The following is a 20,495-nucleotide window of genomic DNA, read 5'->3' as shown; positions in this document are numbered from 1 at the left end:
CTTTCCAGACACTAACCATGCGGTTGCGTCTCGTATCCGGTATTAGACGCCGTTTCCAGCGCTTATTCCAGAGTCCGGGGCAGGTTACTCACGTGTTACTCACCCGTTCGCCACTGATCCCCTCGAAGCAAGCTCCAAGGTTCACCGTTCGACTTGCATGTGTTAAGCACGCCGCCAGCGTTCGTCCTGAGCCAGGATCAAACTCTCCGTTGATGTTCAACTCCCACCACAACCCCAAAAGGACCGCGGTGAAATACTGATACCCACAAAGGGTTGTCATCCCAGCTGAGCAAGAACAACTAGCAAAAATACTAGATGATCATTGTCAACCAAAGGATTAAAATATCGTTTCATCAGCACCACACACCCACCATCAAGCGAGTGCGCCGCACCTTCTGAAGACGAGGTATTGGCATCGATTTTTGACACGCTGTTGAGTTCTCAAGGTTCGGACGCGCACCGATTGGTCTGCACTCTCGTGCGTCTCGCTCGGGGCTCTTGGTGAAACCTTACCGCATCCAATCTTGGGCGATTTCCGTGATCTTCCTCGTGAGGGAGCCGGTGACTCGCGCTTGGTTTTCTTGCGGTGTGTTTCCAACCGTACCAGGCCCTTCGGACCGGCTCCAACTCGCTCTTTCGCCATCAGCAGTGCTGCGACGAAGACCTTCGTGGTGGTTGATCAGCTCGCGGGACCGGCCTACTTGGTGCAACCCTGCAAGGGCTGCCGCTTGGTGTCCGTTCCTCCCTCTCGGGCTGACATCGAGAACATTAGACGACCATCCGCGGCGATGCCAAATCGCCCGCCACAGGGGGCCGGCTCACCCCTGCTCACCCCCGGCTCACCCCAGGCGCAGGGCCGCGAGGGCCTTCTTGCCACGGCGCAGCAGGGCGGTCGAGCCGTGGAGGAAGTCCTCCTGGGTGAGCACCCGCTCGGGGTCGGTGACCTTCTCGCCGTTCACCGACGCCGCCCCGTCGGCCACCGCACGACGGGCCGCGTTGCGCGACTCGACGAGACCGCTGGCGACGAGGGCGTCGACGACGGTGTCGCCGACCGCGCCCGCTCCCCCGGGCAGCTCGGCCGTCGCGTCGGCGAGCGTCTGCGCGTCGAGGACCCGGACGTCTCCCTTGTCGAAGAGCGCGGCCGACGCCGCCTGGGCCTGCGCGGTCGCCGCCTCCCCGTGCACGAGCGTCGTGACGTCTTGGGCGAGGAGCCGCTGCGCCGCGCGCCGGAAGGGCTCGTCGCGGACCTGCCGCTCGAGATCGGCGACCTCGTCCGGTGTGCGGTCGGTGAAGATCTTCACGAGCGAGACCACCGAGGCGTCCTCGACGTTGAGCCAGTACTGGTAGAAGGCGAAGGGGCTCGTCATCGACGGGTCGAGCCACACGGCGTTGCCCTCGGACTTGCCGAACTTGCGTCCCTGCGAGTCGGTGATGAGCGGGGTGGTCAGCGCGTGCGCCGTCCCCCCCTCGACGCGGTGCACCAGGTCGGTGCCGGCGGTGATGTTGCCCCACTGGTCCTGCGCACCCGTCTGCAGGGTGCAGCCGTGCTCGCGGTAGAGGTGGAGGTAGTCCAGCGCCTGGAGGATCTGGTAGCTGAACTCCGTGTAGCTGATCCCCTGCTCGGACTCCAGCCGGGCGGCCACGGCGTCCTTCTTGATCATCTGGTTGACCCGGAAGTACTTGCCGTAGTCCCGCAGGAAGTCCAGCGCGGAGATCGGCGCGGTCCAGTCGAGGTTGTTGACGAAGAGCGGGGGCTCGCCGTCCTCCGGGGTGAGGATCAGGCGCACCTGGGCGGCGATGCGCTCGACGTCCTGCGCCGTCTGCTCCTTGGTCTTGAGCACCCGCTCGCTCGTGGGCCGCGGGTCGCCGATGAGGCCCGTCGAGCCGCCGACGAGACCGATGACCTTGTGCCCGGCTCGCTGCAGGTGCCGCAGGAGGATGAGCTGGACGAGGTTGCCGAAGTGCAGCGAGGGCGCCGTCGGGTCGAAGCCGCAGTAGACGGTGACCGGGCCGGCGGCGAGCGCGTCGCGCAGCGCCTGCTCGTCGGTGGTCTGGGCCACCAGACCACGCCAGGTCAGCTCGTCGAGGATGTCAGTCACGGTGCGTCGGGCTCCTTCGTCGTCTCGCCGCCCGCCGTAGGCGGCGCACCCAGCCTGCCACGAAGCGCGACGACGCCCCGAGCCGGCGTCCGGGCATGGACGCGCAGTGATGGGATGGCCCCATGACCCTCCACGACGGCGACACCCCCGTCGACGCCGACCAGCTGTGCCGGCTGCTCGAGGAGCAGCGTCCCGACCTGGCGGACGCCCCGCTGCAGGTCGTCGAGGGCCCGGGGACCGATCACGTGCTCGTCCGGGTGGGGCACGACCTCGTCGCCCGGCTCCCCCGCAACGCCCCAGCCGCGGTGTCGCTCGGCACCGAGCTGCACTGGCTCCCCCGCCTCGTCGACCGGCTCGCCCTGCCCCTGCCCCGGGTCGAGCACGAAGGGGTGCCCGGCGCCGGGTACCCCTTCGCCTGGGCCCTCCTGAGCTGGCTCGACGGGCACGACCTCTGCGCGGTCGTCGTCGACGGCCCGGTCCCCCGGACCTGGGCCGACGACCTCGCCGACCTCGTGGCAACCCTCCGCGCGGTCGACGTCTCGCTCGACCCACCGCGGGGGGCACGTGGCGGTGACGTGGCCACCCGGGCCGCCGGTGCGGACGGCGTGCTCACCGCCCTCGCCGACCGCCACCGCGTGCGGCTCCTGCGACGGGCCCTCGACCTCGGGCGGGAGGCCGCCCCCTTCGCCGGCCCGCCGGTGCTGCTCCACGCCGATCTCATCCCGGGCAACCTCCTGCACCGCGACGGTCGCCTCACCGGGCTGCTCGACCTCGGCGCGCTGACGACCGGCGACCCCGCGTGGGACCTCACGCCGGCGTGGTGGGTGCTCGACGCGCCCGGGCGCTCGCGGCTGCGCGACCTGCTCGGCGGCGACGACGCGGTCTGGGCGCGCGCCCGTGCTCTCGCGACGGTCCAGGGCGCCCTGGCGACCTGGCACTACACGCCGCGGCGGCACCCCCTGGCCGCCCTCGGCGACCGCGCGCTCCGCGAGGTCGCCGACGACCTCAGCGGCGTCTGACCCGGGGCCTGGCCGCGCGGTACGGCGAGACGCTCGGCTCGCCGTCGAGCCAGTAGCGCCACGGGTAGAGCACACCGTCGCCCCCGGCACCGCTGACGCCCACCCGCGGGCCGCTGCGCACGCGCGCCGGGTCCACCGGTGCCGCCGGTGGGAGGACGGCGAAGGGGGCGTCGTCGCCCCCGCACACGTCGGCCCCGTCGTCCTCGCCGGTGATGCCGAGCGCCCGGGTGAGCCGGGCCGGGCCGCGGGCGAGGTCCCGGTCGCGGACGCCGGGTCGGCGCTCCAGCGCCAGCTCGAGTCCGTCGACGACCTCACCGGCCCGCACGAGGACCGCGCCGCAGACGCCGTCGGACGCGCACACGAGGTTGGCGCACCAGTGCATGCCGTAGGTGAAGTACACGTACAGGTGCCCCGGGGGACCGAACATCACCGCGGTGCGGGGCGTGCGCCCCCGGAAGCCGTGCGACCCGGGGTCGCTCTCGCCGCGGTAGGCCTCGACCTCGGTGATCCGCAGCCCGACGCCGCGCACCACGAGGGTGCAGCCGAGCAGCTCGGGCGCGACCTCGAGGGGGTCGCGCCCGAACCACGCGCGCGGCAGGGCCTGCGTCATCGGCTGGGACGGGTCAACGGACCGGCTCAGCGGGCGACGACCCGCGTCGCGGCCCACTGCGAGAGGTCGGCGTGCGTCTCGCGCACCCGCTGCAGCTGCTCGGCCACCCGGACGGGGGCGGTCCCGCCCTTCGCGTCGCGCGAGGCGAGCGAGCCCTCGACCGAGAGCACCTCGCGCACGGCGGGCGTCAGGTGGGGCGAGATCTGCGCGAGGTCGTCGTCGGAGAGGTCCCACAGCTCCATGCCGCGCTCCTCGCACACCCGCACGCACGCCCCGGCCACCTCGTGCGCCACGCGGAAGGGGACCCCTTCGCGCACGAGCCACTCGGCGACGTCCGTCGCGAGCGAGAAGCCCTGGGGTGCGAGCGAGGCCATCCGCTCGGTGTCGAAGCGCAGCGTCGCGACCATCCCCGCGACCGCGGGCAGGACGAGCTCGAGGGTGTCGACGGCGTCGAAGACCGGCTCCTTGTCCTCCTGGAGGTCGCGGTTGTACGCCAGCGGCAGCGCCTTGAGCGTCGCGAGCAGACCGGCGAGGTCACCGATGAGCCGGCCGGCCTTGCCGCGGGCGAGCTCGGCGACGTCGGGGTTCTTCTTCTGCGGCATGATGCTCGACCCGGTCGAGTACGAGTCGTCGAGGGTGACGAAGCCGAACTCCTTCGTCGCCCAGAGGATGACCTCCTCGGACAGGCGCGAGATGTCGACCGCCGCCATCGCGCAGACGAAGGACAGCTCGGCGACGAAGTCGCGCGCCGCGGTGCCGTCGATGGAGTTCTCGACCGACCCGGCGAAGCCGAGGTCGGAGGCGACCGCCTCGGGGTCGAGACCGAGGCTGGAGCCGGCGAGTGCGCCGGACCCGTAGGGCGACAGCGAGGTCCGGGCGTCCCAGTCGCGCAGCCGCTCGACGTCGCGCAGCAGCGGCCACGCGTGGGCGAGCAGATGGTGGGCGAGCAGGACCGGCTGGGCGTGCTGGAGGTGCGTGCGCCCGGGCATCGCCGCCTCCGGGTGCGCCGCCGACTGCTCGACGAGCGCGGCGACGACGGCGAGGAGGTGCTCGGCGACGACCCGCGCGTGGTCGCGCAGGTACATCCGGAAGAGCGTGGCCACCTGGTCGTTGCGCGAGCGGCCCGCGCGCAGCCGGCCGCCCACGTCGGCGCCGGCGCGCTCGATGAGACCGCGCTCGAGCGCGGTGTGCACGTCCTCGTCGTCCTCACCGGGCGCGAAGTCGCCCGACAGGACGTCGGCGAGCAGGGTGTCGAGCCCGGCGAGCATCGCGTCGCGCGTCGTCTCGTCGAGCAGGCCCGCCCCGTGGAGCACCCGGGTGTGGGCCCGCGAGCCGGCGATGTCGTAGGGCGCCAGGCGCCAGTCGAAGTGGGTCGACTTCGACAGGGCGGCGAGCGCGTCGCTCGGCCCGCCCGCGAAGCGTCCGCCCCACAGGCTCACCTTCTCGCTGCTCTGCTCGGTACCGCTCACTGCTCCTCCTCGTTCGTGTGGGTCAGGGCGAGCAGCCGACGCACGAGGTCGCCCGCCGCCCCCGCCCCGGTCGTGATGATCATGATCGTGTCGTCTCCGGCGATCGTGCCGAGGACGTCGGGCAGCCGGGCGTGGTCCATCGCCGAGGCGAGGTAGCCGGCGGCTCCCGGGGGCGTGCGCGCGACGACGAGCTGCTCGCTCGACGTCGCCGTGACGAGCAGCTCCTCGCACAGCCGGCGCAGCCGGTCGTCGAGCTCGTCGGGGCCGACCGCGGGACGCGGGGTCGGGTCTCCCCCTTCGCCCGGGACCGCGTAGACGAGCGCGCGTCCGACGCGCACCCGCTCGGCCCGCAGGTCGATGAGGTCCCGGCTCAGCGTCGCCTGGGTGACGGTGATGCCGTCGGCCGCGAGCAGCTCGAGCAGCTCGGCCTGCGAGCGCACCGCGTGGCTCGAGAGCAGCTCGGCGATCCGGGCCTGACGACCCGGCCGGCTGGCGACGATCACGTGCCGTCCCGGTGCTGCTCGAGGAGGAAGGCGAGCACCGCCTTCTGCGCGTGGAGCCTGTTCTCGGCCTCGTCCCACACGACCGAGCGCGGCCCGTCGATGACGTCGGCGGCGATCTCCACGCCGCGGTAGGCGGGCAGGCAGTGCAGGGCGATCGCGTCGGGGGCGGCCTGCGCGAAGAGCTCGGCGCTCAGCGCGAAGGGGGCGAAGGGGGAGCCCTCGCCCTGCCGGCCGGAGCGCTCGTCCTCCTGCCCCATCGACACCCACGTGTCGGTGGCGACGCTCCCGGCGCCGGCGACCGCCTCGACCGGGTCGGCGGTGACGACGACCGACCCGCCGGTCTGCGCGGCGACGGCCTCGGCCCGGGCGAGGACCCCCGCGTCCGGCTGGTGGCTGGCGGGGGTGCCGATGCGCACGTGCATGCCGGCGGTCGCCCCGGCGAGCAGGTAGGTGTGCGCCATGTTGTTGGCCCCGTCGCCGACGTAGGCGAGGTGCTGGCCGGCGAGGTCGCCGCGGTGCTCGCGGATCGTCAGCAGGTCGGCCAGCCCCTGGCAGGGGTGGTAGTCGTCGGTGAGCGCGTTGACGACCGGCACCCCGGCGTGGCGGGCCATCTCCTCGATGCGGTCCTGACCGTGGGTGCGCCAGACGACGGCGCTCACCTGCCGGCCGATGACGCGGGCGACGTCCGCGACCGACTCGCGGGTGCCGATCTGGGCGAGGTTGCCGTCGACGACCATCGGGTAGCCGCCGAGCTCGGCGACGCCCGTGGTGAAGGACAGCTGGGTGCGCAGGGTCGGCTTGTCGAAGATGATCGCGACGGCCTGGGGCCCCTCGAGCGGGCGCTCGGCGTGGCGCGAGGCCTTGAGCGCGAGCGCCCGGTCGAGGACCGCGGTCTGCTCGGCAGGGGTGAGGTCGTCGTCGGCGAGGAGGTGGCGGGTCACGAGCTGCTCCGGGTGGCGTCGTCGAGGATGGAGGGCAGGGCGGCGACGAAGCCGTCGAGCTCCGCCGCCGTGATGACGAGCGGCGGCGCGAGACGGATCGCGTCGGGGGCGACGGGGTTGACGATGAAGCCCGCCCGTCGGGCGGCGGCGACGACATCGGCCGAGGCGAGACCACGAAGGGGGATCGCGCGCAGCAGCCCGAGCCCGCGGACCGGGCCGAGGCGGGGGTCCTCGAGCGCGGCGACCGCGGCGACGAGGTGCTCGCCGAGCTCTCCCGCCCGGGCCACGAGCCCCTCGGACTCGATGGTGTCGAGCACGGTGAGCGCCGCCGAGCAGGCGAGCGGGTTGCCGCCGAAGGTGCTGCCGTGCTGGCCGGGCGCGAGGAGCGTGGTCGTCTCCGGCCCGAAGGTGACGAGCGCGCCGATCGGCACGCCGCCGCCGAGCCCCTTCGCCAGGGTCATCGCGTCGGGGACGACGCCGTGGTGCTGGTGGGCGAACCACGCGCCGGTGCGCCCGATGCCGGTCTGGATCTCGTCGAGGACGAGGAGGGCGCCGACCTCGCGGGTGACCTCACGGGCGGCCCGCAGGTAGTCGCCGTCGAGGGGCAGCACGCCGGCCTCGCCCTGGACCGGCTCGAGGAGCACCATCGCCGTGCTCTCGTCGACGGCGGCCCGCAGGGCCGCGACGTCGCCCGGGGGCACGTGGACGACGTCGGGGATGAGCGGCTCGAAGGGCTCGCGGTAGGCGGCCTTGTGGGTGAGGGCCAGCGCCCCGGTGCTGCGTCCGTGGAAGGCGCCCTCGAGGGCGACGATGCGGCTGCGGCCCGTGCGGCGCGAGAGCTTGATCGCCGCCTCGACCGACTCGGTGCCGCTGTTGGTGAAGAAGACCCCGGACCCCGCCGGGGCGTCGGCGACCGCCAGGATGCGCTCGGCGGCGCCGACCTGGGCGGTCGTCGTGAAGAAGTTCGAGACGTGGACGAGCTCGCCGGCCTGCTTGCTGATGGCCGCGACGAGCTCGGGGTGCGAGTGCCCGAGCGCGTTGACCGCGATGCCGGAGACGAGGTCGAGGTAGCGCCGCCCGTCGACGTCCCAGACCCAGCAGCCCTCGCCGCGGGAGATGACGAGGCCCGGGGCGCCGAAGACGCCGATGTGGCTCGCCCCGTAGCGCTCGAGCCACTCCGCCTGGCTCGAGGTGCGCTCCTCACCCGCGCTCACGACGGGCTCCCGGAGACGAGCGCCTCGTCGGCCGCCGCCGCGGCCTCGGTGCCGTCGGGCACGAGCATCGTGCCGATGCCCTCGCGGGTGAAGATCTCGAGGAGCATCGAGTGCGGCTGGCGGCCGTCGACGACGTGCGCCTGCGGCACGCCGCCCTCGACGGCGCGGATGCAGGCCTCGAGCTTGGGGATCATCCCGGCGTCGACGCGCTCGAGGAGCCGGCGCGCGCCGGAGACGGAGAGCTGGCTGAGCAGGCTGTCGCGGTCGGGCCAGTCGGCGTAGATGCCCTCGACGTCGGTGAGCACGACGAGCTTGTGCGCGCCGAGGGCGACGGCGAGCGCGGCCGCGGCCGTGTCGGCGTTGACGTTGAGGACCTGGCCCTCGACGTCGAGGTCGGGGGCGATCGTCGACACGACGGGGATGCGACCGGCGTCGAGGACGTCCTGCACCGCGGAGGGCTCGACGTGCTCGACGTCGCCGACGAGACCGATGTCGACGTGCTGCCCGTCGATCTCGACCCCACGGCGGCGCCCGCCGAAGAGACCGGCGTCCTCGCCCGACAGCCCGACGGCGACGGGGCCGTGCTGGTTGAGCAGCCCGACGAGCTCGCGCCCGACCTGCCCCATGAGCACCATGCGCACGACGTCCATGACCTCGGGGGTCGTCACCCGCAGCCCGCCCTTGAACTCGCTCTCGAGCCCGAGCCGGTCGAGCATCGCCGCGATCTGCGGTCCGCCGCCGTGGACGACGACGGGGCGCAGCCCGGCGTAGCGCAGGAAGACGACGTCCTCGGCGAAGGCACGCTTGAGCGCGTCGTCGGTCATCGCGTTGCCGCCGTACTTGACGACGACGAGCGAGCCGCGGAAGCGCTCGAGCCAGGGCAGGGCCTCGACGAGCGTCGTCGCCTTGGTGCGGGCGACGCGCAGCGCGGCCGCGTCGATCGCACCGCGCAGCGTGGCGCTCGGGTCGGACGAAGGGGGCGGGGTCACGCGCATCACTTCCCGGTCAGGTGGAGTAGGCGGAGTTCTCGTGGACGTAGTCGTGGGTGAGGTCGTTGGTCCAGACCGTCACCTCGTGCTCGCCCGCGTGGAGGTCGACGACGACGCTCACCTCGCGGCCGGCGAGGCTGACGGCCGAGCGGTCCTCGCCCACTCCCCCGGCGCGGCAGACCTGCACGTCGTTCATGCTCACGTCGAGCCGGTCGGGCTCGAAGACCGCCCGGGTCGTGCCGACGGCGGCGAGCACGCGGCCCCAGTTCGGGTCCTCGCCGAAGACCGCGCACTTGAAGAGGTTGTTGCGCGCGACGGACCGGGCGACCTCGAGGCCGTCGTCCTCGCTCGCGGCGCCCCGCACGGTGATCGCGATGTCGTGCTTCGCGCCCTCGGCGTCGCCGATGAGCGCGCGGGCCAGCTCGGAGCACACCTCGCGGACGGCCTCGGTGAGCTCGTCGGGGTCGACGGGCACCCCGCTCGCGCCGGATGCCATGAGGAGCACGGTGTCGTTCGTCGACTGGCAGCCGTCGGAGTCGACCCGGTCGAAGGTCGTGCGGGTCGCCTCGCGCAGCGCGGCGTCGAGGACCTCAGGGGACGTCACCGCGTCCGTCGTCACGACGACGAGCATCGTCGCCAGGGCCGGCGCGAGCATCCCCGCCCCCTTCGCCATGCCGCCGACCGACCAGCCGTCGCGGCTCGCGGTCGCCGTCTTGCTCACGGTGTCGGTCGTCATGATCGCCTCGGCGGCGTCGGCGCCGCCGTCCGTCGAGAGCGCGGCCGCGGCCGCGTCGACACCGCCGAGCAGCGCGTCCATCGGCAGCCGCTCGCCGATGAGACCGGTCGAGCACACGGCGACGTCACCGGCGGAGACCCCGAGCACCAGGGCGACGTGCTCGGCCGTGCGGTGCGTGTCGGCGAAGCCCTCGGGCCCGGTGCACGCGTTCGCACCGCCGGAGTTGAGCACGACCGCGTCGACCCGGCCGTCGGAGAGCACCTGCCGGGTCCACACGACGGGGGCCGCCTGGACGCGGTTGGAGGTGAGGACGACGGCCGCGTGGTGGTCGGGGCCGTCGTTGACGACGACGGCGACGTCGGGGCGACCGCTCGCCTTGAGACCGGCGGTGACGCCGGCCGCGCGGAAGCCGGCGGGGACGGTGGTGCTCATGAGCCCTCCTGGGGGTCCGGGCGCCAGCCCGACAGGGACGTCGGGGTGACGACGAAGCCGTGCTTGCGCCACAGGGTCGCGGCGTCGTCGGCCCGCGCCTCGGGGACGAGGACCCAGTCGGTGTCGTAGGTCGACATCGCGAGGATGCTGATCCGGCCGGCGACGACGGGCGTCAGCAGGTCGTGCATGACCCCGACGAGCTCGAAGTCGAGCGGTCCGGCGACCTCGAAGGGGATGTACGGCCCCTCCTGGCGGACGTCGGCGGGCACGAGGTGCGCGTCGCACATGATCGAGGTCTCGTCGGCGGTGCGGGTGATCGAGGAGAAGGCCCCGCCGAAGACGTCCCACGTCGGCTCCTCGCCGGCGGCGAGCCGGGCGACGACTAGACGGTCGGGGTGACGCATGAGGTGCAGCGGCATCCGGCTCACGGCGCGACCCCCGCGAGCGGCAGCCCCGTGGTCTCGGGCAGGCCGAGGGCGAGGTTCATCGACTGCACGGCGGCGCCGGCGGTCCCCTTCGTGAGGTTGTCGACCGCGGCGACGGCGACGACGCGGCCGACGCGCTCGTCGAGGGTCACCTGCACGTGGACGAGGTTGGACCCGACGACGTCGCCCGTGCGCGGCCACGTGCCCTGCGCCAGCAGGTGGACGAAGGGCTCGTCCGCGTAGGCCTGCTCGTAGGCGGCCCGCACGGCGGTGACGTCGACGCCCTCGGCGGCCGGCGCGGTCGCGGTCGCGAGGATGCCCCGGGGCATCGGCGCGAGGGTGGGGGTGAAGGACACGCTCGCGTCCGTGCCCGCGGCGAGGGCGAGGTTCTGCTCGATCTCGGGGGTGTGGCGGTGGACCCCACCGACGCCGTAGGGGGACATCGCCCCCATGACCTCCGAGCCGAGGAGGTGCGCCTTGAGCGAGCGGCCGGCACCGGACGTGCCGGAGGCGGCGACGACGACGACGTCCTGGGCGCGCGCGACACCGGCGGACAGCGCCGGGGCGAGGGCCAGGCTCACGGCCGTCGGGTAGCACCCGGGCACCGCAATGCGGCGTGCCGAGCGCAGCTGCTCGCGGGCCTTGGTCCCGTCGTGGGCGACGAGCTCGGGCATGCCGTAGGGCCAGGTCCCGGCGAAGGGGGTGTCGTAGTACGTCGTCCACGCGGACTCGTCGCGCAGCCGGAAGTCGGCGCCGCAGTCGACGACGACGCAGTCCTGCGGCAGCTGGGCGGCGATCGCCGCCGAGTGGCCGTGCGGGAGGGCGAGGAAGACGACGTCGTGCCCGACGAGCTGCTCGACCTCGGTCGGGGCGAGCACCCGGTCGGCGAGCGGGGAGAGGTGCGGGGCGATGTCGCCCAGCCGGCTCCCGGCGTTGCCGGCTGCGGTGACCGCGCCGATCTCGACCTCGGGGTGCGCGAGGAGGAGCCGGAGGATCTCTGCCCCGGCGTACCCGCTCGCTCCTGCGACTGCTGCTGTGACCACGATGTATGAATATACGCTATCGCTAGAAGTTATGCAGACCGGGGTGGTGCACAGCCGCTCGCCCGGGGTCGGCGCCCCGGGCGAGCGACGCGTCAGCGCTGGACGGCGCCGGTGGCCCGGCCCGCCGCGGCAACCGCGCGGTCGCGCAGCGCGCTCACCTCGTCGGTCGTCAGCGTGCGGTCCGGCGCGCGGAAGGTCAGCCGGTAGGCGAGCGACTTGCGACCCGCGTCGAGCTGGTCGCCGCGGTAGACGTCGAAGAGGGCCACCGACTCGAGCGCGTCCCCGGCGCCGGAGCGCAGGGCGAGCTCGACCCCGGATGCCGCGACGTCCTCGGCGACGACGAGGGCGACGTCCGTGCGGGCGGCCGGGTAGCCCGACAGCGTGCGCGCCTGCACGGGCACGCCGCTGGCGTCGACGAGGACGTCGACGTCCATCTCGGCGGCCACCGTGCGCTCCGGGAGGCCGAGCGCGGCGACGACCTTCGGGTGCAGCTCGCCGAGGTGGCCGACGAGGACGCCGTCGGCCGTGGTCACCCGGGCGCAGCGACCGGGGTGGTAGGGCATGACGTCGTCGGCCTCGAGCGTCAGGCGCAGCGCGAGCGCCTCGCCGAGCTGGGTGACGAGCTCGACGACGTCGGCGAGGTCGGCACGACGACCCGCACCCCACCAGCCGGCGCGGTCGCGGTCGCCGGCGAGGACGAGGGCGAGGTGCCGGGGCTGGGCGGGGACGGCCGCGCGGATCGCCGCGAGCGTCTCGGCGTCCGGGTGCACGCCGACGTCGGCGGTCGGCGCGGGCTGCTGCTCGCCCTCGCGCTGCACGACGAGCCCGGTCTCGAAGAGCGCGACGTCCTTCGCCCCGCGGGCGAGGTTGCGGCGCAGCGACTCGACGAGCGTCGTGAGCACGCGGGTGCGCATGAGCGGCTGCTCGTCGGAGAGCGGGTTGGCGACGACGAGGGTGCGCTCGCGCTCGGCCGCTGCGTCGAGCCCGAGGGCCTCGTGCTGGGCGTCGCCGACGAAGGGCGGGTTCCACACCTCGGAGAGACCCTGCGCCGCGAGCACGGTGGCGAGCAGACGGCGCACGCCCTGGCCGTGGGTCAGCCCGCGGCCGCCCGGCGCGGTCGGGACCACGGACGGGATGGCCTCGTAGCCCTCGAGCCGGGCGACCTCCTCGACGAGGTCCTCCCCCGTCGTGAGGTCGGGTCGCCAGGTCGGCGGGACGACGACGTACGTCTCGTCCTCGGTGCTCACCTCGCAGCCGATCTCGCGCAGGCGGCGCTCGACGGTCGGGCCGTCGTAGGGCACGCCGACGACGCGGCCGGGCAGGTCGGCGGCCATGCGCACCGGCTCGGGGCGCAGCGGCTCGCCGACGTCGGTGACACCGGGGTCGGCCGTGCCGCCCCCGTGCTCGACGAGCAGCTCGACGGCCATCTGGGCGGCAGCGGCGGCGAGCTGCGGGTCGACGCCGCGCTCGAAGCGGCGCGACGCCTCCGAGGGCAGCCGGTGACGGCGGGCGGTCCGGGCGACCGACACCGCGTCGAAGTGGGCCGCCTCGAGCAGGACGTCCGTCGTCGACGGACCGACCTCGCTGTCCTGGCCGCCCATGACACCGGCGATGGCGAGCACGCGCTCGCCCCCCTCGGTGACGAGCAGGTCCTGCGGGCTGAGGGCGCGCTCGACGTCGTCGAGGGTCGTGAGCCGCTCGCCGTCGCGGGCGCGGCGCACGACGACCGGCCCGTCGAGGGTCGCGACGTCGAAGGCGTGCAGCGGCTGGCCGAGGTCGAGCATGACGTAGTTCGTCACGTCGACGGGCAGCGAGATCGGACGCATGCCCGCCTCGGTGAGCCGCGTCGCCATCCAGTCCGGCGTGGGCGCGGAGACGTCGATGCCGCGCACGACGCGGGCGACGTAGCGGTCGCAGCCGGGACGGCCGCGCACCGGGGAGTCGTCGCGCAGCTCGACGGGGTAGCCGCCGGCGCCGGCCGCCGGGGCGCGCTCGGCGAGCGCGAGGGCCGGGTCGACGAAGGGGGCGCCCGTCGAGTGGGCGTACTCGCGGGCGACGCCGCGCACGGCGAAGCAGTAGCCGCGGTCCGGGGTGACGTTGATCTCGACGGTCTCGCGGTCGAGGCCGAGGAGCGGGATCGCGTCCTGGCCGGGCTGCAGCGAGGAGGCGTCGGGACGGTCGGTGAGCACGAGGATCCCGTCGTGGTCCTCGCCGATGCCGAGCTCGGCGACCGAGCAGATCATCCCGGCGCTCACGTGCCCGTAGGTCTTGCGCGCCGAGATCTCGAAACCGCCGGGCAGCACCCCGCCGGGGAGGATGACGACGACGAGGTCGCCCGCGTCGAAGTTGTGCGCGCCGCAGACGATGCCCTGGGGCTCACCGGTGCCGTTGGCGTCGCCGACGTCGACCGTGCACCAGTTGATCGTCTTGCCGTTCTTCTGCTCCTCCGGCTCGCGGGTGAGCACCCGGCCCACGACGAGCGGGCCGGTGACGTCACCGGTGTGCAGGCCTTCTTCCTCGAGCCCGACCTGCACGAGGGCGGCGGCCACGTCGAGGCCGCTCACCCCGTCGGGCAGGGTGACGTGCTCGCCGAGCCAGTCGACGGGTACCCGCATCAGATCTCCATCCCGAACTGGGCGTCGAATCGCACGTCACCCTCGATCATGTCGCGCATGTCGGACACCCCGGTCCGGAACATCAGCGCCCGGTCGATGCCCATCCCGAAGGCGAAGCCGGTGTACCGGTCGGGGTCGACCCCGCTCGCCGTGAGGACGTTGCGGTTGACCATCCCGCAGCCGCCCCACTCGATCCAGCCCGTGCCCTTGCACGTACGGCAGTCGGGGTCCTCGCCGCGGCACACGAAGCAGCGCAGGTCCATCTCGGCGCTCGGCTCGGTGAAGGGGAAGTACGAGGGGCGCAGCCGCGTCGTGATGCCCTCGCCGAAGAGCGAGGTCGCGAGCCGGTCGAGCGTGCCCTTGAGGTGCGCCATCGTCAGCCCCTCGTCGACGGCGATGCCCTCGACCTGGTGGAAGGCCGGCATGTGCGTCGCGTCGAGCTCGTCGGTGCGGAAGACGCGGCCGATCGCGGCGACGTAGAGCGGCACGCCGCGCTCGATGAGCGAGCGCGCCTGGACCGGTGAGGTGTGGGTGCGCAGGACGAGACCGGCGTCGGCGGGCTCGAGGTAGAAGGTGTCCTGCATCTGGCGCGCGGGGTGGTCGGCGTCGAAGTTCAGCGCGTCGAAGTTGAACCACTCGGCCTCGACCTCCGGACCCTCGGCGATCTCCCAGCCCATGCCGACGAAGAGGTCGGCGATGCGCTCGGACATCAGCTCGATGGGGTGCCGGCGCCCGAGCGGGCGGCGGGCCGCGCGCTGGGTGACGTCGAGGGTCTCCTCGCGCAGGATCCGCTCGTCGCGCTCGGCCTCGAGCTCTCCCTGGCGGGCCGTGAGGGCCTGGGCCACCCGGCCGCGGGCCTGCCCGACGCGCTTGCCGGCCTCGGCCTTGGCGCTCGGGGGCAGGGCGCCGATCTCTCGGTTGGCCAGGGCCAGCGGGCTCTTGTCCCCCTGGTGGGCGGGGCGCACGGCCTTGAGCTCCTCGAGGGAGCTCGCGGCGGCGATCGCGGCGAGGGCGGCGTCGACGGCCTCCTCGACGGCGGCGGGCGCGAGCGCGGCCACCTCGACGGGGTCGTAGCTGGTGTTGGGTCCGGACACGCCTGAGAGTCTAGGTAATGCCCGCGGGAGATCTCACCGCGGTTTCGCTCGCGCTCGCGGGCGGCAGGGGTGACGATGGCCAGGGCCCGACGACGCAGCCGGGCCGACCTGCCCGACCGACGAAGGAGTCACCCCGTGCCCGAGCCCAGCCACGCCGTGGGACGCACCGACCTGCCGATGCCCGAGCGCACGATCGGCGCCGACCTCGACGCGACGGTCGCGGCGCACGCAGACCGGGACGCGCTCGTGGAGATGGCGAGCGGGCGGCGCTGGACCTACGCCCAGCTGCGCCGCGACGTCGACGAGCTGGCCCGCGGCTTCCTCGCCATGGGCGTGCGGCCGGGTGACCGCGTCGGCATCTGGGCCCCGAGCTGCGCCGAGTGGACCCTCACCCAGTACGCGACGGCGAAGATCGGCGCCGTCCTCGTCACCGTCAACCCCGCCTACCGCACCCACGAGCTGCAGTACGTCCTCGCCCAGGCCGGCACGAGCGTGCTCGTCTGCACGCAGTCCTTCAAGGGCAGCGACTACCCGCAGATGGTGGCCGAGGTGCGCGACGAGCTGCCGGAGCTGCGCGAGGTCGTCGTCATCGGCACGCCGTCGTGGGACGCCCTCGTGGCCGGCGCGCGGTCCGTTGACGCCGACGAGCTCGCCCGGGTCGGCGAGGGGCTCGCCCCGGACGACCCGATCAACATCCAGTACACGTCGGGCACGACGGGCTTCCCGAAGGGGGCGACCCTCTCCCACCGCAACATCCTGGGCAACGGGTGGTTCGTCGGCGAGGGCTGCCGCTACACGCACGAGGACCGGATCTGCATCCCCGTGCCCTTCTACCACTGCTTCGGCATGGTCATGGGTAACCTCGCGGCCACCTCGCACGGGGCCTGCATGGTCATCCCCGCCCCCGCCTTCGACCCCGCCCTCACGCTCGCCGCCGTGGCGGCCGAGCGGTGCACGAGCCTGTACGGGGTGCCGACGATGTTCATCGCCGAGTGGGCCCTGCCGGACCGCGAGAGCTACGACCTGTCCACCCTGCGCACGGGGATCATGGCCGGCTCCCCCTGCCCCGCCGAGCTCATGCGCCAGGTCCTCGACGCCGGGATCAGCGACATGACGATCTGCTACGGCATGACCGAGACCTCGCCGGTCTCGACGCAGACGAGCCCGGACGACCCCTTCGAGGCCAAGGTCGGCACCGTCGGGCGCGTCGGACCTCACCTCGAGGTCAAGGTCGTCGACCCGACCACCGGCGAGACGGTGCCCCGCGGCGAACCCGGCGAGCTGTGCACGAAGGGGTACTCCGTGATGCTCGGCTACTGGCGCGAGCCGCAGAAGAGCGCCGAGGCGATCCGCGACGGGTGGATGCACACGGGCGACCTCGCGGTCATGGACGACGAGGGCTTCGTGCGGATCACCGGGCGGATCAAGGACGTCGTCATCCGTGGGGGCGAGAACATCTACCCCCGCGAGATCGAGGAGTTCCTCTACACCCACCCCGACGTCCTCGACGCCCAGGTCATCGGGGTCCCCGACGATCGCTACGGCGAGGAGCTCATGGCCTGGGTGCGTCTGCGCGAGGGCGCCGAGCCGATGACCGCGCAGTCGCTGCGCGACTTCTGCACCGGCCGCCTCGCCCACTACAAGATCCCGCGCTTCGTCCACGTCGTCGACGACTTCCCGATGACCGTCACCGGAAAGGTGCGCAAGGTCGAGATGCGCGAGGCGGCCGCGCAGATCCTGCGGCGGGACGGTGCCTGACGACGGGCGAAGGGGTGCGCCCCCTCAGTCGTCGAGCTCGACCTCCTGGAGGGTCCCGTCGGGCTTCACGGGGTTCTCGAGGCCGTTGGGCAGGAAGGGGTTGTCGGAGTCGAGCACGTCCTGGCGGTAGGGCTCGGCGTCGGACTCGTTGCTGATGACGAGCTGCCCGTCGCGGATGACGAGCCCCTGCGACAGCGGGCTGAGGTCGTCGCGGACGACGGTCTGCTCCCCCGTCACCGGGTCGACCTGCACGAGGTTCGACGGGTCGTCCGGGCCACGGGACTGCGTGAAGTAGTAGTGCTCGCCGTCGCTGACGAGCCCCTGGATGTTGTACGGGGCCTCGAAGGTGTGGACCGGCTCGGGCATCCAGGTGCTCGGCGGGCCGGGCGAGTACGCCGGGGTCGGCAGCTCGCCGTCCGGTCCGAGCTCGTACTCGTAGACCGTCGGGGTGTCGCCGTCCGCGTCGCCGCGGTTGAGGTACTCGGCCACGACGAGCCGCCCGTCGGCGACGGTGAGCGTCGAGCCCGTCGGCACCCGCACCGTCTCGACCGGGGCGGTCGGGTCGGTGGAGGTGTCGTCACCGCCGGCCGCGAGCAGGGTGTCGAGCGAGTAGCGCTGGACGTACGAGCCGTCGCCGCCCTCCTCGCCGTTGCCGGAGACGTAGACGTTGTCCCCGTCGACGGCCAGGCCGCCGTAGTGGTCGTTGCCCTCGACGGGCACGTAGCGCGTCTGGCCGTCCTCGGTCTGGATCGCGAGGAGCCCCTGCTCGGGGTTGTCGTGGTCGTAGAAGGCCCACACGTAGGCGCCCTCCTCCTCGCTGTACCCAAAGCCCTGCGGCACCCACGGACGCCCGTCGTCGGGATAGGGGATCTCGACGTCCTCGGCGCTGGGCATCGAGCGGCGCTCGCCCCCGCCGGAGTCGGTGCTCGTACGGACCGGCGCGGTGCCGCCCGTCCCGGGCGCGCCGCCACCCCCTTCGCCGCTCGCCGCACGCTGGTCGGCCGCCTGCTGCCGGGCCCGCTCCGAGACGAGGCGCAGCATCGCCGAGGCATCGCCCAGCGAGCGGTGGGCGCCCTGCCACTGCTGCGCGAAGGACTCGACGTCGGGGCCCGACCACGACTGCCCCAGGACCCCCAACCCCGAGGCGCCCGTCTGCGCGACGACGTCGACCCGGTCGGCCAGCGCCGACAGCGCCACCCCCACCTGCTCGACCCGCTCCGGGTCCTGCCCCTGCGTCACCGCCATCGGCTTCCCCCGTCTCTCGCGCACGGCCTGCTCGTCCCGGGTCAGCGTAGGGGCACCCCCGCCGCTCGCCCATGGGGACGACTCCCCGGCCGACGCCCCGCCGGGCGCCCTAAACTTGACTGGTTCCAGATCATGCGGGACTCTGGACGGATGCACCCCACCCTGTCCCCCGACGACGCCGCGCAGATGCTGCGTGCGCGGTCGCTGCGGGTGACCGCGCCGCGGGTCGCGGTCCTCACGGTGCTCGCCGCGGCACCCCACGCGACGGTCGACGTCATCACGACCTCGACCCGCGAGGTGCTCGGCTCGGTGAGCACGCAGGCCGTCTACGACGTCCTCGCCGCTCTCGCCCGCGCCGGCCTCGTGCGCCGTTTCGAGCCGGCCGGCCACCCGGCCCGCTACGAGATCGAGCTCGGCGACAACCACCACCACCTCGTCTGCCGCTCCTGCGCGACGATGGTCGACGTCGACTGCGCGACGGGCTCCGCCCCCTGCCTGGACGCCGCCGACGACAACGGCTTCGCCATCGACGAGGCCGAGGTCATCTACTGGGGTCTGTGCCCCCGGTGCCAGGCCGAGCTCGAGCCGGCGCTGAGCGTGGACGCCCGCTGAGCGCACAGCCCCCCGGTGGGTCATGATCGAGGTGGGCCGCCGCGACGCGGACCGGCCGGCTGAGATCTCGACCGAGGAGCACAGCGCATGTCCACCCCTTCGCACCCCGCCCCGCACGCAGGCCCTGACGGGACCGTCGACGTCTCCGGGCCGTCCACCACCGCCAGCGGTGCGCCCGTCGCCAGCGACCGCAACAGCCTCTCCGTCGGGGCGAACGGCCCGCTGCTGCTCCACGACCACCACCTCGTCGACACGCTCGCCCACTTCAACCGCGAGAACATCCCCGAGCGCAAGCCGCACGCGAAGGGGTCGGGCGCCTTCGGCCGCTTCGAGGTGACCGGGGACGTCAGCCGGTACACGAAGGCCGCGGTCTTCCAGCCCGGGACGACGACCCGGATGCTCGCCCGCTTCTCGACCGTCGCCGGCGAGCTCGGCTCGCCCGACACGTGGCGCGACGTCCGCGGCTTCTCGCTGCGCTTCTACTCCTCCGAGGGCAACTACGACCTCGTCGGCAACAACACCCCGGTCTTCTTCGTCCGCGACCCCATGAAGTTCCCCCACTTCATCCGCAGCCAGAAGCGCCTGCCGGACTCCGGGCTGCGCGACATGACGATGCAGTGGGACTTCTGGACCGCCAACCCCGAGTCGGCGCACCAGGTCACCTACCTCATGGGTGACCGCGGGCTCCCCCGCACGTGGCGTCACATGAACGGCTACGGCTCGCACACGTACATGTGGGTGGACGCGCAGGGCGAGCGCTTTTGGGTGAAGTACCACTTCCACAGCGAGCAGGGCGTCGAGGCGCTCACCGGCGAGGCCGCCGAGCGGATCGCCGGGTCGGACGCGGACTTCCACCGCCGCGACCTCTTCGAGGCGATCGAGCGCGGCGACGCCCCGCGCTGGACGATGTCGGTGCAGGTCATGCCCTACGAGGACGCGAAGGCCTACCGGTACAACCCCTTCGACCTCACGAAGGTCTGGCCGCACGAGGACTACCCGCTCATCGAGGTCGGCACGATGACCCTCGACGAGAACCCCGTGAACTTCTTCGCGCAGATCGAGCAGGCCGCCTTCGCGCCGAGCAACACCGTGCCCGGCATCGGCTTCTCCCCCGACAAGATGCTCCTCGGCCGGGTCTTCGCCTACGCCGACGCGCACCGCGCGCGGGTGGGCGTCAACGCCGACCAGCTGCCGGTCAACCGCCCCGCGGTCGAGCGCACCAACGCCGCCGTCTTCGACGGGGCGATGACCTACGAGCACTCCGGTGCTGCCCCGACCTACCTGCCGAACAGCTACGGGCGCCCGCACGCGGACGAGACCGGCCCGGTGGCCGCCGGGTGGGAGTCCGACGGCGAGATGGTGCGCTCGGCCTACGAGCTGCACCCGCAGGACGACGACTTCGGCCAGGCGGGGCTGCTCGTGCGCGAGGTCTTCGACGACGCGCAGCGCGAGCGGCTCGTCGCCACCGTCGCGGGCACCCTGCCCGACGTCGTCGAGCCCGTCCTGTCCCGGGTCTTCGAGTACTGGCGCAGCGTCGACGGCGACATCGGCGCGCGCATCCAGGCCGCCTACGAAGAGGCGAAGGGGGCCAGCCTCCCCGGTGGCGACGCCGACGACGCCAAGGCCGAGCAGGACGTCATCAAGGAGTCCCGCACCCACGCGGACGCCTGAGCGGCGCCGGCCCTCGGTCT

General features: G+C 73.2%; 17 protein-coding genes and 1 rRNA gene. 4 read left to right on the top strand and 14 right to left on the bottom strand.

Annotated elements, in window-relative coordinates; all coding sequences use genetic code 11:
• Together L6241_RS10250 and tyrS are read right to left on the bottom strand one after the other, a co-directional pair.
• Positions 1 to 213, bottom strand: a 16S ribosomal RNA gene (locus tag L6241_RS10250); the annotation flags it as partial.
• Positions 214 to 839: 626 nt separating this feature from the next.
• Positions 840 to 2,099 carry a tyrosine--tRNA ligase gene (gene tyrS / locus L6241_RS10245; RefSeq protein ID WP_368246061.1) on the bottom strand — a complete coding sequence of 420 codons (1,260 nt, stop codon included), beginning with the start codon at positions 2,097 to 2,099 and terminating at the stop codon, positions 840 to 842.
• Positions 2,100 to 2,221: 122 nt separating this feature from the next.
• On the opposite strand from tyrS, the gene L6241_RS10240 reads away from it, so the two are divergent.
• Entirely contained in the window at positions 2,222 to 3,118 is an 897-nt protein-coding gene (locus L6241_RS10240) for a phosphotransferase (protein WP_368246059.1), read from the top strand.
• Here the strand turns inward: L6241_RS10240 and L6241_RS10235 are convergent.
• The 11 genes from L6241_RS10235 to pheS form a co-directional block, all read right to left on the bottom strand.
• Positions 3,105 to 3,728 carry a DNA-3-methyladenine glycosylase gene (locus L6241_RS10235; RefSeq protein WP_368246057.1) on the bottom strand — a complete coding sequence of 208 codons (624 nt, stop codon included), beginning with the start codon at positions 3,726 to 3,728 and terminating at the stop codon, positions 3,105 to 3,107. The two genes, L6241_RS10240 and L6241_RS10235, sit on opposite strands and share 14 nt — an antisense overlap.
• Before the next feature lie 26 nt (positions 3,729 to 3,754).
• Positions 3,755 to 5,197: an argininosuccinate lyase gene (argH, locus tag L6241_RS10230; RefSeq protein ID WP_368246055.1), complete on the bottom strand. Its 1,443-nt coding sequence runs from the start codon at positions 5,195 to 5,197 to the stop codon at positions 3,755 to 3,757.
• Positions 5,194 to 5,700: an arginine repressor gene (locus tag L6241_RS10225; RefSeq protein WP_191563442.1), complete on the bottom strand. Its 507-nt coding sequence runs from the start codon at positions 5,698 to 5,700 to the stop codon at positions 5,194 to 5,196. Before L6241_RS10225 ends, argH begins: the two co-directional genes overlap by 4 nt.
• Positions 5,697 to 6,641, bottom strand: coding sequence for an ornithine carbamoyltransferase (gene argF / locus L6241_RS10220; RefSeq protein ID WP_368246052.1), 945 nt, complete (start codon positions 6,639 to 6,641; stop codon positions 5,697 to 5,699). The genes L6241_RS10225 and argF overlap by 4 nt, the downstream gene beginning before the upstream one ends.
• Complete coding sequence (locus tag L6241_RS10215; protein WP_368246050.1) at positions 6,638 to 7,855, bottom strand: acetylornithine transaminase; 1,218 nt, start codon at positions 7,853 to 7,855, stop codon at positions 6,638 to 6,640. Before L6241_RS10215 ends, argF begins: the two co-directional genes overlap by 4 nt.
• The gene (gene argB / locus L6241_RS10210) at positions 7,852 to 8,808 is read right to left on the bottom strand and encodes an acetylglutamate kinase (protein WP_224766806.1); all 957 of its coding nucleotides are present in this window, start codon (positions 8,806 to 8,808) and stop codon (positions 7,852 to 7,854) included. The genes L6241_RS10215 and argB overlap by 4 nt, the downstream gene beginning before the upstream one ends.
• Positions 8,809 to 8,860: 52 nt before the next feature.
• Positions 8,861 to 10,012, bottom strand: coding sequence for a bifunctional glutamate N-acetyltransferase/amino-acid acetyltransferase ArgJ (gene argJ, locus L6241_RS10205; RefSeq protein ID WP_252973825.1), 1,152 nt, complete (start codon positions 10,010 to 10,012; stop codon positions 8,861 to 8,863).
• A complete protein-coding gene (locus L6241_RS10200; protein WP_068274431.1) occupies positions 10,009 to 10,431 on the bottom strand; it encodes an ACT domain-containing protein in 423 nt (140 codons plus the stop codon). Before L6241_RS10200 ends, argJ begins: the two co-directional genes overlap by 4 nt.
• Positions 10,432 to 10,436: 5 nt before the next feature.
• The gene (gene argC, locus L6241_RS10195; protein ID WP_368246048.1) at positions 10,437 to 11,480 is read right to left on the bottom strand and encodes an N-acetyl-gamma-glutamyl-phosphate reductase; all 1,044 of its coding nucleotides are present in this window, start codon (positions 11,478 to 11,480) and stop codon (positions 10,437 to 10,439) included.
• Positions 11,481 to 11,572: 92 nt separating this feature from the next.
• Entirely contained in the window at positions 11,573 to 14,095 is a 2,523-nt protein-coding gene (gene pheT / locus L6241_RS10190) for a phenylalanine--tRNA ligase subunit beta (RefSeq protein WP_368246046.1), read from the bottom strand.
• On the bottom strand, positions 14,095 to 15,189 hold the full coding sequence (pheS, locus tag L6241_RS10185; protein WP_123090781.1) for a phenylalanine--tRNA ligase subunit alpha: 1,095 nt from the start codon (positions 15,187 to 15,189) through the stop codon (positions 14,095 to 14,097). The genes pheT and pheS overlap by 1 nt, the downstream gene beginning before the upstream one ends.
• 177 nt (positions 15,190 to 15,366) lie before the next feature.
• Here pheS and L6241_RS10180 point away from each other — a divergent pair, with 177 nt between their 5' ends.
• Positions 15,367 to 16,947, top strand: a complete 1,581-nt coding sequence (locus L6241_RS10180) for an AMP-binding protein (protein ID WP_229301020.1) — start codon at positions 15,367 to 15,369, stop codon at positions 16,945 to 16,947.
• Between the two features lie 24 nt (positions 16,948 to 16,971).
• Here the strand turns inward: L6241_RS10180 and L6241_RS10175 are convergent, their stop codons facing one another.
• Positions 16,972 to 18,192 (bottom strand): WXG100 family type VII secretion target, encoded by a 1,221-nt coding sequence (locus L6241_RS10175; protein WP_252973821.1) that lies wholly within the window; start codon positions 18,190 to 18,192, stop codon positions 16,972 to 16,974.
• Positions 18,193 to 18,342: 150 nt separating this feature from the next.
• On the opposite strand from L6241_RS10175, the gene L6241_RS10170 reads away from it, so the two are divergent.
• Positions 18,343 to 18,804 carry a Fur family transcriptional regulator gene (locus L6241_RS10170; RefSeq protein WP_068274148.1) on the top strand — a complete coding sequence of 154 codons (462 nt, stop codon included), beginning with the start codon at positions 18,343 to 18,345 and terminating at the stop codon, positions 18,802 to 18,804.
• Between the two features lie 87 nt (positions 18,805 to 18,891).
• Positions 18,892 to 20,475 carry a catalase gene (locus L6241_RS10165; RefSeq protein ID WP_368246044.1) on the top strand — a complete coding sequence of 528 codons (1,584 nt, stop codon included), beginning with the start codon at positions 18,892 to 18,894 and terminating at the stop codon, positions 20,473 to 20,475.
• Positions 20,476 to 20,495: the final 20 nt, after the last annotated feature.

Source organism: Janibacter sp. Y6, from assembly GCF_040900765.1.
Taxonomy (GTDB): Bacteria; Actinomycetota; Actinomycetes; order Actinomycetales; family Dermatophilaceae; genus Marihabitans; species Marihabitans melonis.
The sequence above is the reverse complement of the archived record's forward strand: the minus strand, read 5'-3'. Positions and strand labels throughout refer to the sequence as shown.